Origin of the sequence: Streptomyces sp. PT12, from assembly GCF_003311645.1 — a bacterium.
In the GTDB taxonomy this organism is placed as follows: domain Bacteria; phylum Actinomycetota; class Actinomycetes; order Streptomycetales; family Streptomycetaceae; genus Streptomyces.
Window position 1 is genome coordinate 21390 of record NZ_QEST01000146.1, and the last position, 14023, is coordinate 35412.

At 73.2% G+C, this 14023-nt stretch carries 14 protein-coding genes, 2 tRNA genes and 1 riboswitch; of the genes, 8 read left to right on the forward strand and 8 right to left on the reverse strand.

Going from position 1 to position 14023, the window contains the following annotated elements; all coding sequences use genetic code 11:
• The first annotated feature begins 107 nt into the window (after positions 1–107).
• Entirely contained in the window at positions 108–689 is a 582-nt protein-coding gene (locus tag DEH69_RS16770; protein ID WP_113687799.1) for a hypothetical protein, read from the forward strand.
• A gap of 118 nt (positions 690–807) precedes the next feature.
• On the opposite strand, the gene DEH69_RS16775 is transcribed toward DEH69_RS16770, so the two are convergent.
• Both DEH69_RS16775 and DEH69_RS16780 read right to left on the reverse strand, forming a co-directional pair.
• A complete protein-coding gene (locus DEH69_RS16775; protein ID WP_113687800.1) occupies positions 808–1746 on the reverse strand; it encodes an aldo/keto reductase in 939 nt (312 codons plus the stop codon).
• Between the two features lie 99 nt (positions 1747–1845).
• Entirely contained in the window at positions 1846–2934 is a 1089-nt protein-coding gene (locus tag DEH69_RS16780) for a M23 family metallopeptidase (protein WP_113687801.1), read from the reverse strand.
• Between the two features lie 11 nt (positions 2935–2945).
• A riboswitch (cyclic di-AMP (ydaO/yuaA leader) is annotated at positions 2946–3114 on the reverse strand.
• Between the two features lie 283 nt (positions 3115–3397).
• Here DEH69_RS16780 and DEH69_RS16785 point away from each other — a divergent pair.
• Entirely contained in the window at positions 3398–3706 is a 309-nt protein-coding gene (locus tag DEH69_RS16785; protein WP_147255638.1) for a hypothetical protein, read from the forward strand.
• Positions 3707–3714: 8 nt separating this feature from the next.
• Here DEH69_RS16785 and DEH69_RS16790 read toward each other — a convergent pair whose 3' ends face one another.
• Positions 3715–4827, reverse strand: a complete 1113-nt coding sequence (locus tag DEH69_RS16790) for a PP2C family protein-serine/threonine phosphatase (RefSeq protein ID WP_258534720.1) — start codon at positions 4825–4827, stop codon at positions 3715–3717.
• 240 nt (positions 4828–5067) lie between these two features.
• On the opposite strand from DEH69_RS16790, the gene DEH69_RS16795 reads away from it, so the two are divergent.
• The 4 genes from DEH69_RS16795 to DEH69_RS16810 all read left to right on the forward strand — a co-directional run bounded on the left by DEH69_RS16795 (position 5068) and on the right by DEH69_RS16810 (position 7865).
• A complete protein-coding gene (locus DEH69_RS16795; RefSeq protein ID WP_113687804.1) occupies positions 5068–6021 on the forward strand; it encodes an endonuclease/exonuclease/phosphatase family protein in 954 nt (317 codons plus the stop codon).
• Positions 6022–6098: 77 nt separating this feature from the next.
• Complete coding sequence (locus tag DEH69_RS16800; RefSeq protein WP_113687805.1) at positions 6099–6677, forward strand: GNAT family N-acetyltransferase; 579 nt, start codon at positions 6099–6101, stop codon at positions 6675–6677.
• Between the two features lie 4 nt (positions 6678–6681).
• Positions 6682–7551 carry an LLM class flavin-dependent oxidoreductase gene (locus DEH69_RS16805; protein ID WP_113687806.1) on the forward strand — a complete coding sequence of 290 codons (870 nt, stop codon included), beginning with the start codon at positions 6682–6684 and terminating at the stop codon, positions 7549–7551.
• Positions 7552–7610: 59 nt separating this feature from the next.
• Complete coding sequence (locus tag DEH69_RS16810; protein WP_113687812.1) at positions 7611–7865, forward strand: hypothetical protein; 255 nt, start codon at positions 7611–7613, stop codon at positions 7863–7865.
• A gap of 48 nt (positions 7866–7913) precedes the next feature.
• Here the strand turns inward: DEH69_RS16810 and DEH69_RS16815 are convergent, their stop codons facing one another.
• The 5 genes from DEH69_RS16815 to DEH69_RS16835 all read right to left on the reverse strand — a co-directional run bounded on the left by DEH69_RS16815 (position 7914) and on the right by DEH69_RS16835 (position 12849).
• Positions 7914–9164: a BTAD domain-containing putative transcriptional regulator gene (locus DEH69_RS16815; protein WP_147255640.1), complete on the reverse strand. Its 1251-nt coding sequence runs from the start codon at positions 9162–9164 to the stop codon at positions 7914–7916.
• Positions 9165–9677: 513 nt separating this feature from the next.
• Positions 9678–9750 (reverse strand) — tRNA-Lys (locus DEH69_RS16820).
• A gap of 79 nt (positions 9751–9829) precedes the next feature.
• Entirely contained in the window at positions 9830–11701 is a 1872-nt protein-coding gene (locus DEH69_RS16825) for a DEAD/DEAH box helicase (RefSeq protein ID WP_113687808.1), read from the reverse strand.
• 191 nt (positions 11702–11892) lie between these two features.
• On the reverse strand, positions 11893–12381 hold the full coding sequence (locus DEH69_RS16830; RefSeq protein WP_113687809.1) for a hypothetical protein: 489 nt from the start codon (positions 12379–12381) through the stop codon (positions 11893–11895).
• Positions 12382–12486: 105 nt separating this feature from the next.
• The gene (locus DEH69_RS16835; protein ID WP_181727464.1) at positions 12487–12849 is read right to left on the reverse strand and encodes a metallopeptidase family protein; all 363 of its coding nucleotides are present in this window, start codon (positions 12847–12849) and stop codon (positions 12487–12489) included.
• A 73-nt stretch (positions 12850–12922) separates the two neighbouring features.
• On the opposite strand from DEH69_RS16835, the gene DEH69_RS16840 reads away from it, so the two are divergent.
• Positions 12923–12995, forward strand: a tRNA-Glu gene (locus DEH69_RS16840).
• Between the two features lie 156 nt (positions 12996–13151).
• Positions 13152–13400, forward strand: a complete 249-nt coding sequence (locus DEH69_RS16845; RefSeq protein WP_113687810.1) for a hypothetical protein — start codon at positions 13152–13154, stop codon at positions 13398–13400.
• Positions 13401–14023: the final 623 nt, after the last annotated feature.

Here is a 14023-nt window from a genome sequence, read left to right on the forward strand (position 1 = left end):
GCTGCCCGTGTGACCCGCAAGCACCGTCAAGGTGAACGTTGCCTGTCTAGCGCTTCGCGTCAACCGACCGTAGTGTTCCCCTCACCGTACGCGTGGGTTGGAGCGCGATGTTCACCGACTACGAAGTGCAGCTACGGGAGCGCTTTCTCGCCGCTCCCGTCTCCCCGGCCCCGGCGCCCTGGCGACCCGTCTTCCATCCGCGCCCCACCGTGCCGATCGGCGGGCTGCTCGGCATCGGCTTCGCGCCTGACCCGGCCGCGGGGCACGACCTGGTGATGGTGGTGTCACAAGGCGGGCACGGGGTGTTCGACACGACGACGGGGAAGCTGCGCGCCCGCGACCGCGACCCCGATCCCGATGTCTCCGATCCGGTGGGCCCCCTGCTGACGTGCCCGGGCCTCGGGCCGCTCGCGGGCGCGCAGATCCGCATCGCGGGCCTGCACGGCGGAGGGCTGCACGCCACGACGGACGACGGCTGGTCCCTCGATGTCGTCAGCCCCGACTGGCCGCACCACCGCGTCCTGTTGTCCACCGACGGCGGCCTGTGCCACGGGCCAGCGGGCGGCGTGTGGTGGCACATCCACCACACCTCCCACGCCCCCCTCCGCACGGCGGGCTTCTCCCCCACGGGCCACACCCTCGCGGTCGCGACGGCAACGGACCTGACCCTGCTGACCCGGGCGCCGTGAGGGGCCTTCGGCGGGGCGGGGCACCGCTACCGCCTCCAGCGGAGGGTTCCCGGCATGCCGCGGCGGACGACATCGCCTTTCCCTGCGCCCGGGTCGCGGGCTACGCAGCGGGCGCGGGCTACGCCGTCGCCTCGGTCAGGGTGGCAAGCTCCGCGTCGTTCAGCGTGAGGTCCGGCACGGCCAGCAGTGCGGGGAGTTGGGCGGGGGTGCTCGCGCTGGCGATCGGGGCGGCCACCGTGGGGCGGGAGGCGAGCCAGGCCAGGGCGACGGTCGCGGGGGCGGCCGAGTGGGCCGCGGCGACCTCGTCGAGGGCGGCAAGGACGCGGAGCCCGCGCTCGGTCGCGAGGTGCGCGGCCGCGCTCCCGGCGCGCGGGCTGTTCACCTCGGCGCCCCCGGGCCGGTACTTGCCGGTGAGGAACCCGGCGGCCAGGCCCCAGTAGGGCAGCGCGGCGAGGTTGAACTCCTCGGCGAGCGCGGCCCGTTCGCCCTCGTAGGTGTCGCGGGAGACCATGCTGTAGTGCGGCTGGATGGCCACATAGCGGGCCGTGCCCTCGGCGACGGAGAACTCGATGGAGGCGCGCAGCCGTTCGGGCGTGATGTTGGAGACGGCGATCTCGCGGACCTTGCCCTCGGTGACCAGGTCGTCCAGGGCGGTCATGATCTCGGAGACCTCGACGGTCTCGTCGTCGAAGTGCGTGTAGTACAGGTCGATGTGGTCGGTGCCCAGGCGGCGCAGGGACTCCTCCGCGGCGCGCTTGATCGTGGGCGCGGCCAGCCCTGTCAGCTCGGGGTGGGCCCCGACCTTGGTGGCGATGACGACGGAGTCGCGGTCGCGGCGGGCGAGCCAGCGCCCGATGACGGCCTCGGACTCGCCGCCCGCGTGGCCGGGGGCCCAGGCGGAGTAGGAGTCGGCGGTGTCGATGAAGTTCCCGCCTGCGGCCGTGTAGGCGTCGAGGACGGCGAACGAGGTGGACTCGTCGGCGGTCCAGCCGAAGACGTTCCCGCCGAGGCACAGCGGGGAGACCCGGAGGGAGCCGACGGTGCGTGTGGAATGCATGCGTTCAGCGTAGGCGTCCGGTGTGAACGCCCGGTGGGGAGACCGACGGCCCTGACGTCGGGGGGAGCCGCCAGGGCCGCCGGGGTTCGAGGGGGCCGGTCAGATGGACAGGCCCTTGTCGCGCAGCCAGGCGAGCGGGTCGATCGCGTCGGTGCCGTTCGGCAGGACCTCCAGGTGGAGGTGCGGGCCCGAGGAGTTCCCCGTGGAGCCGACCGCGCCGATCGTGTCGCCCGTGGTGACCTCCTGGCCCGCGGAGACGCTCATCGATGAGAGGTGGCAGTACCAGACCTCGGTGCCGTCATCCAGCTCGATGATCACGCGGTACCCGTACGAGCCCGCCCACGCGGCCTCCTGGACGGTGCCGGTGTGGACGTTCTTCACGGGGGTGCCCGCGGGGGCGGCGAAGTCGGTGCCGGTGTGGGTGGACTGCCACATCGGGCCGCTCTCGCCGAACGTCGTGGAGATGCGGTAGTCGGAGAGGGGAAGGGCGTAGCTCTCGCGGAGCTGGCGCAGCCGCTCCTCCTCCTCGCGGCGCTGGCGCTCCTCTTCTTCCCTGCGCTGCCGCTCCTCCTCGGCGGCGCGCTCGGCCTCCGCGGCCTCGGCCGCCTCCGCGGCGGCGTCGGCCTGCGCTGCCTGGAGCGCGGCGGCCCTGTCCTCGGCCTCGGCGGTGGCCTCCTGCTGGTCGGCCTGCTGGAGGATCCGGGCGCGCAGGGCCTCGCCCGCGTCGGTGCGGCCCGCGGCGACATCGGCCTGGGTCACGCCAGCCGAGGTGAACGGGGCCGCGGCGGGGGCCGCTTCGACGGTGTCGGGGGTGCCCAACAGGCCGCCGAGCACCGGGATTTCCTTGACCTTCTCGGCCGCGGCTCCTACGCCTGGCATGCCCGTGGCGCCGTCCTCGTTGGCCGTGGCCATGCCACCGGCGCCGACCGCCGCCATCACCCCGACGCCGAGGACCGCGCGGCTGCGGGCGATCGTGCCGCCGCGCTGCCGTGCGACGCGGTGCTTCCCGCGGACGGGGCGCAGCGTCTCCTCGCTGGGGTTCCACTCGGAGTAGGGCTCGTCCGGCGTGGTGGCGGGGCCGTAGAAGGCGGGGTACCCGCCGAGGGTGTCGCGCGCGCCGTGCGGGTCGTGCGGGCCGAACGTGTCCTGGTGGGTGTCCTCGAGCGAGGCATGCCGGTTCGACGCCACGGAGGCGTTCTCCTTTCCTTCCTCTCGCCTACCGGGTTAGCTGACGGGTTCGGAGCAGGAAGGTCTCCTACGGTCGGCCGGCCTGGGTGGCTGCCGGCTATCCGATTCACCCCAAGTGTTGGGTCCCCGGTTCCTTTGGTGCAGTTGTTTCGCACACGCCGGATTCGGCGATGGAGCACGGTGCCGTCCCTGTGCGACGGCGGTGACGACCGCGCTGCGTTATCGAACGTTAATAGACGCGGCCACCGGATTCCAAGTGCCCGCGGAAAATAAACGAGCCGATGACCAGGATGTAAACCCTTCAAGTCCCGCAAAACCGGGCATTTTTGCGGGGCGATGTGCGGCACATCGCATCTGACGGTGCGTCAATTGTTATGCGGAGCGGCGTCCTTCACCTACGCACGGTGATCAACGGGGGTGGCGGGCGTCCCGGCGGCCTCGCGCGCGTCGTAGGCGGCGCGGGGTGGATGTGCTGGGCGCGTCGACCCTGACGGGCGCCATCCTGCTGCTGGTCGCCACCGTCGAACGCGCCGCCCACACCACCCCCGCCCGCGGCCTCACGACGCTCGCGGCGTCGCTCGCGCTCTTCGCGGCGTTCGTGGTGATCGAGCGGCGCGCGGCCGCCCCACTGGTGCGACTCGGCATCCTCCGCTCGGCGGCGCTGGTGCGGGCGAACGTCGGGGGCCCGCTGGCGGCGGCCGCGCTGCGGCGGAGCGGGCCCGCGCGCGAGGGGGCGCGCGAGGACGCGGCCGCGCCGACGGTCACGGGGTAGCGCGCGGATCACGGGGTAGCGCGCGGGGCGCGGGGCGCCGGGTGGCCGTCCGGCACGGGGTGGTGGACGGCCAGCAGCGCCATGTCGTCGTCCAGCGCCCCGCCACAGTGCGCGACGACATCGGTGACCACGGCGTCGAGCAGCTCGGTGGGCCCGGGGAACGCGCGCCCGTCGAGCCGAACGACCGGGTCGTAGAACGTTCCCACCGCGTTCCTGGCCTCGCTCAGCCCGTCGGTGTACAGCAGCAGCTGGCTCCCCGGCGGGAACCGCGCGCGCTCCACCCGCTCGGGCCCGGGCAGCAGATCGCCGAGGCCGAGCGGGAGGGCGGGCTCGGCGGCGAGGTAGCGCGCCTCGCCGTCGGGGCCGAGCAGCACGGGCGGGGGGTGGCCGCGGTTCACGAAGCGGATGCCGAGCGGCGGGCCTTCGTCCACCTCGACGACGACGGCGGTGGCGAAGCCCTCGACGGGGTCGAGCGGGGCGCGCCCGGCGCGCTCCCTGACCAGGGCCTTCTCCAGGCGCGCGGCGACCTCCTCGATGCGCCGCTCGCTCTCGGCCGCCTCGCGGAACGCGCCGAGCAGCACGGCGACCGCCTCGGTCGCGGTCAGGCCCTTGCCGCGGACGTCGCCGACGAGCATGCGCACGCCGTGCGGGGTCTCGCGAGCGGCGTACATGTCGCCGCCGATCAGCGCGTGCCGCTGGGCCGCGCGATAGCGCGCCGAGATCCGCAGGGCTCCGGCGCGCCCCGGCGGCTCGGGGACGACGGCGCGCTGAACGGCCTCGGCGACGTTCGTGGCCGAGGCGACGCGCTGGTCGCGGTGGGCGACGATCCGGTTGATGACGAGGGCGAGCACGGAGATGACGGCGACGGTGCTGCTCTTGAAGGCGCTGGAGACGTGCCAGTACGTCTGGGCGACGACCGCGCCTGTGGCGAGCGCGCCGTAGAGGGCCGTGAGGCGGAAGGACAGCACGGGCGCCGCGAGCAGCGGGGCGGCGCAGTAGAACGCGGTGAGCGTGACAGGCGGCGGGGTGAAGAGGTCGAGCAGCAGCCCCATCAGCAGGAACGCCGCGGGCACCACGGCACGGACCCAGGCCCGGACCCCCCATGGCGCCGTCGTACGCACGCCCCCCAATCTGCCCCGGATGCCGGGAGGCGGCGAGTCGATCATGGTCGGGAAGGGGCGGGAAGGGTCGGGCACGGTCAGGTGCGGTCAGGCACGCTCGGGTGCGGTCAAGGTGCGGTCACCGTGCGGTCCGGGGTGGGCTCTTCCGTTCCGCTGGAGTTCGGCGGGGCGACGGGTGGGCTTCGTCGGGGGGCGGGAGGGTCGCGGTCGAACGGAGACGCACAGGTGAGGAGTACCGTCATGGCTGTGTCACGCAGAGGAGTGCTCGGCGCGGCGGGCGCCGCGGGAATCGCGGGGGTCGCCGGCACGACCGCGGCGAGCGCCGTGCCCGCCTCGGCCCCCTCGGCCGCCACCGGCGCGCGCGGGCGAGCGGTGATCGGGCCCGCGGGGCGCGACCGGCTGCACGTCATGAGCTTCAACATCCGCTACGACGCGGGCGCCGCCCCCGGCACGCCCGACTCCTGGACCGACCGGCGCCCCGTGCTCGAACGCTTTCTGCGTGTCGAGCAGCCCACCGTGATGGGGGTGCAGGAGGCGCTGTACCACCAGGTCAAGCAGGTCGACGGCGACCTGCTCGACCTGGTGAACCGCGACTACGACTGGATCGGCCTGGGGCGCGAGGGCGGCGGCAGGGGCGAGTTCATGGCCATCTACTTCGACACACGCCGCGTCGAGCCGCTCGACTATGACCACTTCTGGCTGTCCGATACCCCGAATGTGATCGGTTCCGCACACTGGGGCAACACGGTCATCCGGATGACCACCTGGGTGCGCTTCGCCGACCGTCGCTCCGGCAAGGAGTTCATCCACGTCAACACGCACTTCGACCACCGGTCGGAGAACGCCCGCCAGCGCAGCGCCGCGCTCGTGCGGGACCGGATCGCGGACTTCGACCCGGCGCTTCCCGTCGTCCTCACCGGCGACTTCAACACCCCCGCCGAGAACTCCGAGTCCTACCGCATCCTGGTGACCGATGGCGGCCTCGCCGACACCTGGAACACCGGCGAGCGCCTGACCCCGGCGTGGGGCACCTTCCCCAACTACCAGGCGCCGGTCGAGGGCGGCGACCGCATCGACTGGGTCCTCGCCAACGAGCATGTCGAGGTGGAGCGGGTCGCCATCAACACCTGGACCCACCAAGGCCGCTACCCCTCCGACCACGCCCCGGTCCAGGCCCTCGTCCGCCTGGCCTGACCGCCCCGCACAGGGCCGGGACCGGCACCCGGACCGGCCCCTGACCGGCCCGCCCGGCGAGGGCGTAGCCTCGGGCGGTGGAGACCGACCGCCTGAGGCTGCGTCCGCTCACCGAGGACGACGGGGACCTGCTCGCCGCGCTGCACGGCGACCCCGCCGTGATGCGCCACATCGACAACGGCCGCCCCGTCCCCCGCGACGCCGTCGTGGCCGAGCACCTGCCCGCCCTGCTCGCCGAGTACCGCGCGCTGCCGCCCGGTCTTGGCGCGCTGGCTGCGGAGGAACGCGAGGGGGGCGCGTTCGTCGGCTGGTTCGCGCTGCGGCCCGCGGTGACGCGGGGGCTCGCCGGGGGCACCGAGCTGGGGTACCGGCTGATGCCCCGCGCCTGGGGGCGCGGACTCGCCACCGAGGGCGCGCGGGCGGTGGTGGGCGCGGCGTTCGAGGCGCACCCGTCCGTGGCACGGGTGGTCGCCACCACCATGACGGTCAACGCCGCCTCCCGCCGGGTGCTGGAGAAGACCGGTCTGCGCCTGGTCAGGACGTTCTACGAGGACTGGCCCGAGCCGATCCCCGGCGCCGAGCACGGCGACGTCGAGTACGCGGTCACCCGGGCCGAGTGGGCCCGACAACAACGAAGCCGGCGGGAACTACGCTGACCGCGTGACCACCGAACGCGTCGGCGTGATGTTCGACAGGGGCCAACGGCCCGAGGATCTGGCGGCGTTCGCCGCCGAGGCCGAGGAGAGCGGCCTGGACGACCTCTGGGTCGTCGAGGACCTCTCGTGGGCGGGCGGCGTCTCGTCCGCAGCGCTGGCCCTCGCGGCGACGCGGCGGCTGCGCGTCGGCATCGGCATCATGCCCGCGCCCCTGCGCAACCCCGGGCTGCTCGCCATGGAGGTCGCCACGCTGGCCCGGGTGTTCCCCGGGCGGCTGGTAGCGGGCGTCGGCCATGGCGTGGGCGCGTGGATGGAGGGCGTCGGCGCGGGCACGCCGTCCAAGCTGGCGCTGCTCGGCGAGACCATCACCGCGCTGCGCGCGCTGCTCGCGGGCGAGACGGTCCGCATGAACGGCCGCGCCGTGCGCATCGACGAGCTGCGCCTCGTCCACCCCCCGGCGACGCCGCCGCCCGTGGTGGCGGGCGTGGTGCGGCCCCGCTCGCTTGAGCTTTCTGGCCGGGTCGCCGACGGCACCGTGCTGGCCGAGGGCAACGGGCCCGCCCGGGTGGCCACCGCGCTGACCCATATCGCCCCGGCCCGCCCGCACGAGCTGATCGTCTTCACCCACCTCCGGGTCGGCGACGACCCTGCCATGCTCGCGGCCGAGGTCGCCCCGGTCGCCGAGGAGACGGCGGGCTTCCTCGGGGTGCCGACCGCTGACGCCTTCCTGGCGACCGGCGACGCGGCCACCGCGGCCGACCGGGTCCGCTCCCTGTGGCGGGCGGGAGCCACCACGGTGGTGCTCAGGCCGATCGGCGACGACCCGCTCGGCCAGGTCCGCGCCGCACTTGCCGCACTGCGCCCCGAGATGTGAGCGGGGCGCCCTCATGCGCCCGTTGCACCGTGGGGCACCACTGAGCAACGATGCGGGTCATGAGCCTGATGACCAACGGCATCGCCCCGGGACCGGTGCGGTTCCACCTGGCCTGCGACCGGATGGGCTGCCGGGCCGAGGTCAGCTTCGACCTGGTCATTGCCGACTCCCCACCCGACACCCCGGAGGACCACCGCGGGGGCATACCCCACGAGGCGGGGCAGGCGCGGCCCTACATCCGGGACATGGGCTGGCACATCACGCAGGGGGGCGAGGGGTACCGCTGCCCGGCCTGCTCCCTGCGCCGGGGGTAGCGCCCGCCCGGGCCGCGGGGCCGGGGCGGTCCCTCCGCGGAAGGCCGTTCACATCCCGCGCCCGGGGGAGCGCTCAGCGGAACGGGCGTGACGCCTTCGAGCCCGGGGCCATCCGATGCCGGCTGGTGACGACCACGCAACGCGTCGAGTCCCCCGGAAGCAGGGGCCTGACCCGCGCGGCGTCCCTGGCGTTGTCCAGCAGGAGGAACAGCCTGCGCCCGACCAGGCCCTCACGCCAGCGGGCGGCGCGCTCGTCGATCCCCGGGGGCAGCGCGTCGTCCTCGCCGACCGCCCGCAGAAGCTCGGCGAGGGCGTCCGACGGATCGCGTGGGGGCTGCCCTTGCCGGTTGTACGCCCGCAGGTCCAGATACAGCAGGCCATCGGGAAAACGCCCTTGAGGCGATGGGCCGCGTGCACCGCGAGAGCCGTCTTCCCGATGCCCGGCATGCCGTGCACCACGAAGAGGGGCAGGGCCGTGCCTCCGCCCTGGGACCCGCCGAGGATGAGGCCCAACTCACGCTCGCGGCCGGTGAATTCGGCGGTGCTCCGCAGCATGTTGTCGGGTCTTCGGGTGAAGACAGGGGCTACGGGCCGCTGGAGTTGGGGGACAAGGAGGGCGGTGTCGCGGCGCAGAGTGCGGTCGTGCAGGGCCTCGGGCTCGGGGCTGGGCGAAAGACCGAGCTCGTCGCGCAATCGCCGCCGCGTCCGGTGGTAGACCTGGAGGGATTCGGCGTGCCGGCGGCTGCGGTAGAGCGCCACCATCAGGGACATGACGGTCGCCTCGGTGACCGGGTCCTCCTGAGCCGGCTCCTTGAGGTCACTCAGCAGATCCGCGTGCCGTCCCAGCTCCAGGGCCAGTTCGATCCGCGTCTCGCGAGCCCGCCGCCGCTCCTCCTGGAAACGGACGCGCAGGGCGGCGGCCCATGACCCGTCGAACTCGCCCAGCGGCTCGCCCCGCCACAGCCCCTCCGCCTCGACCAGCAGATCGACGGCCGCTTCGGGACCACCGTTCTGCGCGAGGGCCCTGGCTTCCGCGCACAGACGGCGGAACCGGAGCAGGTCGACGGCCTCCGGGTCGACCTCGATCCGGTAGGCCCGTGAGGCGAAGCTGATGTCCACGCGGCCCCCGGCGACCGAGAGCCGACGGCGGAGCCGGGAGACGATGCTCTCAAGCGTGGCCCCCGCGGTCGGCGGCGGATCGCCGTCCCACACGCGGCGTTTGAGCTCCTCGACGGAGACCGACTCGTTGGCGACCATCAGCAGACTGGCCAGCACGCAGCGCTCCTGCGGCGACCCCATCCCCTGTCGCTGCCCTTCGAAAACGAACTCGATCGGGCCGAGCAGATGGAAACGCACAGTGCCCCCCGGTCGACCACCCAGAGCTCAGACCGTGGAAAGCGACTTTCGCACGACTGTCCGGGCAACCGCCAGAGGGCGCTCATTCCCCGCCGGGCGGGGAGGACTTGATGGGTTCAGAACATGTACATCAGAAAAGAGAACCAACTCGCTCCAAAGCGGGGGAACCGGGGCACACGCGCCCCAGGCGATCCACACCCCTTGCACGATGCGGCCTTGATCACCTCAACCGTGCAGTGAACTCTAGCACCACAACTGAGCGCTCTTGGCACTGTGGTTCGAGCCCATCGGGCGCTCATCTCAGCGAACGCCCGGGCCCTCTCCGGCCGTTCACAAAGGGAGACCTTTCAGAGCACAGAAACGCCCCGCGACGGGGACCCGTCGCGGGGCGTGGGCACGGCGACACACCGATGGGGGGGACCGCGGCCGAGAGAGGGGCCGGTCCTCGTTCATGAGTAGGCCGTGTGGGACTCGAACCCACAACCAAAGGATTAAAAGTCCTCTGCTCTGCCAATTGAGCTAACGGCCCGCACGGAGCAGCATAGCCGGGGGGTGGGCCTGGCCTCGAAGGGTTTGGGGTGGTTCGAGGGCCAGGCCCGGCGCCCGTGTCAGCTGTCGCGCTTCCAGCGGGGCTTGTACGACGAACGGTCGTCGCGGCGGAAGCCGCCGCCGTTCCCGGCGCCGTTGCCGCCGCCGTTGCCGCGCTGGCGGTTGTCGTCGCCGCGCCCGTAGGGGCGGCGGTCGTACGACGGGCGGTCGTCACGGCGGTCGTAGGACGAACGGTCGTCGCGCCGGTCGTACGACGGGCGCTCGTCGCGGCGGAACCCACCGCCGCCGCCCCGGCCCCTGCCGTCGTCGCGGCGCTGGAACGGGCGGCGGTCGTCGCGGCCCTCGCGCCGGTCGTCCCTGCGGTCGTCGCGCCTGTCGTCACGGCGGAACCCGCCGTGGCCCCGCCCCCTGTGGCCCTCCTCGTGGCGGGCCGCCTCGGCGCGCGCGGCCTTCTCGGCGCGCCGCGCCTCGCGCAGCGCCTCACGCTCGGCCTCGCGCTCCGCCTCGGCGAGCGCCAGGGCGCGCGCCTCGGCCGCCGCGGCGATCGCCTCGGCCGGGTCGTCGCCGCGCTCGCGGGCCGCGCGCCCGGTGAGGCGTTCGGCCTCCTCGGTCAGCTCGCTCGCCCGCTCCTTCGCGCGCGCGAGCTCGCGGCTCAGCCGCGCGACCTCGCCCTCCGCGTGCCGCACGGCGCCCATCGCCGCCTCGGCCTGGACCTCGGTCAGCGAGCGCGCGCCGATGATGTCGGCCACGTCAGCGTCGAACAGGTCGCCGCGCCCGATGATGTGCCGCGACGCCTCGACGCCCGCGTCCTCCATCAGCCGGAAGATCGTCCGCCGCTGGTGCGGCAGCGCGAGGGAGACGACCGTGCCGGAACGCCCCGCCCGCGCGGTGCGGCCCGAACGGTGCAGGTAGTCCTTGTGGTCGGCGGCCGGGTCGACGTTGAGCACCACGTCGACGTTGTCCACGTGGATGCCGCGGGCCGCGACGTCCGTGGCAACCAGGACGCTCGCGTGGCCGTCCTTGAAGTCGGCCAGCGTGCGCGTCCGCGCGCCCTGCGTCATCCCGCCGTGCAGCGCGTCCGCGCGCACGCCCGCCTCGCGCAGCTGCCCCGCGACCCGGTCGGCGCCGAGCTGGGTGCGGACGAACACGATCGTGCGGCCCTCGCGCCCCGCGATGGCGGCGGTCAGCGGCGCCTTGTCGCGCGGCTTCACGATCAGCACATGGTGCGACATCGTGGTGACCGCGCCCTGGGCGGCGTCGACCTCGTGGCTGACGGGGTCCACCAGGTAGCGCTTGACGAGCGTGTCGATCTCGTGCTCCAGCGTGGCGGAGAACAGCATCCGCTGGCCGCCGGGCGGCACCTGGTCGAGCAGCTCGGTGACCTCGGGCAGGAAGCCGAGGTCGGCCATCTGGTCGGCCTCGTCGAGCACGGCGACCTCGACATCGTCGAGCGAGCACGCGCCGCGGCCGATGACGTCGCGCAGGCGGCCCGGGGTGGCCACCAGGATGTCGACGCCGCGCTCGAGGGCGTAGATCTGGTTCCCCATGGAGGTGCCGCCGCACACGACCTTCAGCCGCAGCCCGAGCACGTCGCCGTAGGGCTCGAGCGCGTCGGAGACCTGCATGGCCAGCTCGCGGGTGGGCGTGAGGATGACGGCCCGGGGCCGCTTGGCGGCGGTGCGGCCGCCCGCGAGGCGGGCGAGCAGCGGGAGCCCGAAGCTCAGCGTCTTGCCCGAGCCGGTGCGGCCGCGGCCCAGGATGTCATGTCCCGCCAGCGCGTCGGGGATCGTCGCGGCCTGGATGGGGAACGGGGTGGTCACGCCGTTCTCGGCGAGCTTGCGCACGATGTGCTGCGGCAGGCCGAGGTCGGCGAAGGTGGTCGTCGGCTCGTCGTCCAGGGGGAGAAGAGCCTCAGGTGTGGACACGGACATGCGAGGTGAGAACCTTCCGGAGTGAGGTGGTCGGCACGCGCCTTAGCTCCGTAGGTGCTCTGGACCGCCTGGATGCGGTCAGCCACGGCTGGACGAGGAACGCGCCACACGGCGCGCTGCATCGGGGCGCCGGGAAGTGGGATCAAACGATCTACAAGCATACGCAGGGTGCGGGCGGACACGCAAATGGGTCAGCTCGCCCCCTCGGGGGCGGGTGGGGCCTCGGTGGGCGCGGTGGCGGAGGGCGACGGCTCGGGCGCGGGGGCGGGCTCGGGCGCGGGACCCGGCTCGGGCGCGGGCTCGGGCGGCGGCGGGGGCGCCTGCTCCGACGGGCGCTCGGCGTCGTCGGCCGGGGTCGGGGAGTCCTGCTCGGAACGCGCCTGGTCCTCGGCCCCCGAGCGCTCATCCGAACGTTCGGGGGCGGGCTTCGCGTCGTCCTCGACGGCCGTCGGCGCCTCGGGCGGCGGGCCGCCGTCGCGCTCGGCGTCCCCCGCGGGCCGGTCCGGGTCGGCGCCGCGAGGGGCGCGTTCGGCGTCGGTGGAGTCGGGCACGGGCCGTTCGTCGGGCTCGACGGTCACGCAGCCGCCGAGCGCGGCGGACAGGACCACGACCAGGACAGCGACCAGGACGGCGGCCGGGGCGAGCAGCGCGGCGGCGGGGGCGGGGCGGGATCGGCGCACGGGTGGGCACCTCCGGGGCGGGGCGGGCGGGATTCCGCCCCTCTCAACTCCCGCACCCGGACGGAGGACACGCGCCTCCGGCCGGTCATCCGCGGCCGCGGCGCGTCACCCGTAGCCGAGGGCGTGCAGGCGCTCGTCGTCGATGCCGAAGTGGTGGGCGATCTCGTGGACGACGGTGATCTCGACCTCCTCGACCACCAGTTCGCGGTCGCCGCCCTCGCGTCGGCAGAGCCGCAGGGTGGGGCCCATGTAGACGGAGATGCGGTCGGGCAGCACGCCCGCGTACCACTCGCCGCGCTCGGTGAGCGGCGTACCCTCGTAGAGCCCGAGCAGCTCGGGATCGTCAGGCGGAGGCTCGTCCTCGACAAAAACGGCCACATTGTCCATGAGCCGCGTCAATTCCGGCGGAATCCGGTCAAGCGCCTCGCTGACCAGCCCCTCGAACTCCTCACGCGTCATCTCCAGCACAGGGGTCATTCTCCGCCAGCGGAAGTCTTTTGGTGATCCCCCCGGGCATCCCATATGCTGCTTGGGTCTTCCGGCCCCCGTCGTCTAGCGGCCCAGGACGCCGCCCTTTCAAGGCGGTAGCGCGGGTTCGAATCCCGTCGGGGGTACCGACAGCTTGCACGACATTCGCTCCCGGTCTGAGCTACGGGAGCGATGCGTGCATGCCTGGGCATGGTGTCGTTGATCCTTTCTGCCATGTTGGCGATCTCAGATAGGTAGTCCGTCGGCAGCGTGATGGACAGGGTGACCTCGTCGCTGTCCTCGTGAAGCTGGATGGTGAGCTGGGTGAGCTCGAAGAGCCTCTCCAGCAGCTCCTCGGGCGCTTTGCCCAGGTTGAGCGTCAGGAAGGGCAGCGCGTCGAGCAGATAAGCGGACTCGGCGGATGGCCGGGCAGGCTCAGCCGCGTCAGCCCTGTCGAGGGCGGCGAGGGCGTCCAGGGCGCTCTGCCGTTGCGCTTCCAGATCGTTGTAGGTCTGCCGAAGCCCCCTGGCGAAGGGGTCGTCCGGACCTGACTCCCTCGCCTGGCGCAGGATGTTGTCCTGCTGCCGTTCGAGATCGGCGAGGGTACGGCGTCGTCGTTCCCGGTCCTTCTCTCGCTGGCGCGCGGCGCGGTCGTCTACGGACTCCAGTTCGGCGAGGAGCAACGCGCGCCGCTGGGGGCCGAAGACCCGGTCCGCGTAGAACCGGGCCACGCCGTCCGTTACGACGTCCTCGTTGATGTAGACCGTCTTGGGGTGCTGGCCGTAGGTGTCCGGCTTGCCGCGGTTGTTCCCCTTGGGCCAACAGGTGTAGTAGGGCGTCTGGCGCCCTTGGCGCAGCCGGCCGGGCATGCGTCGCTGGCAGAAGCACAGAATCCTTCCGCGGTACAGGTAGCTGCGGCTGGTTGCGGGATGTGTTGGCCTCGGTGCCGTCCCGCGAGCCTCGGCGGGCGTCGCGCTGCTCTGCCAGCTCGTCGAACATCCACTTCGGGATCAGGGGTTCGTGGACTGGCTCAGGAGACCAGACCCACAGGGCCGGGTCGTTGGACTTCCCGCGCTTGGATCGGGTTGCCCTCCTGTTGAACACCTGGTACCCGGTGTAGGGTCTGTCCAGTCAACGGCTGATCTTGGTTGTTGAGGTTCAGTGGCTGGTGGTG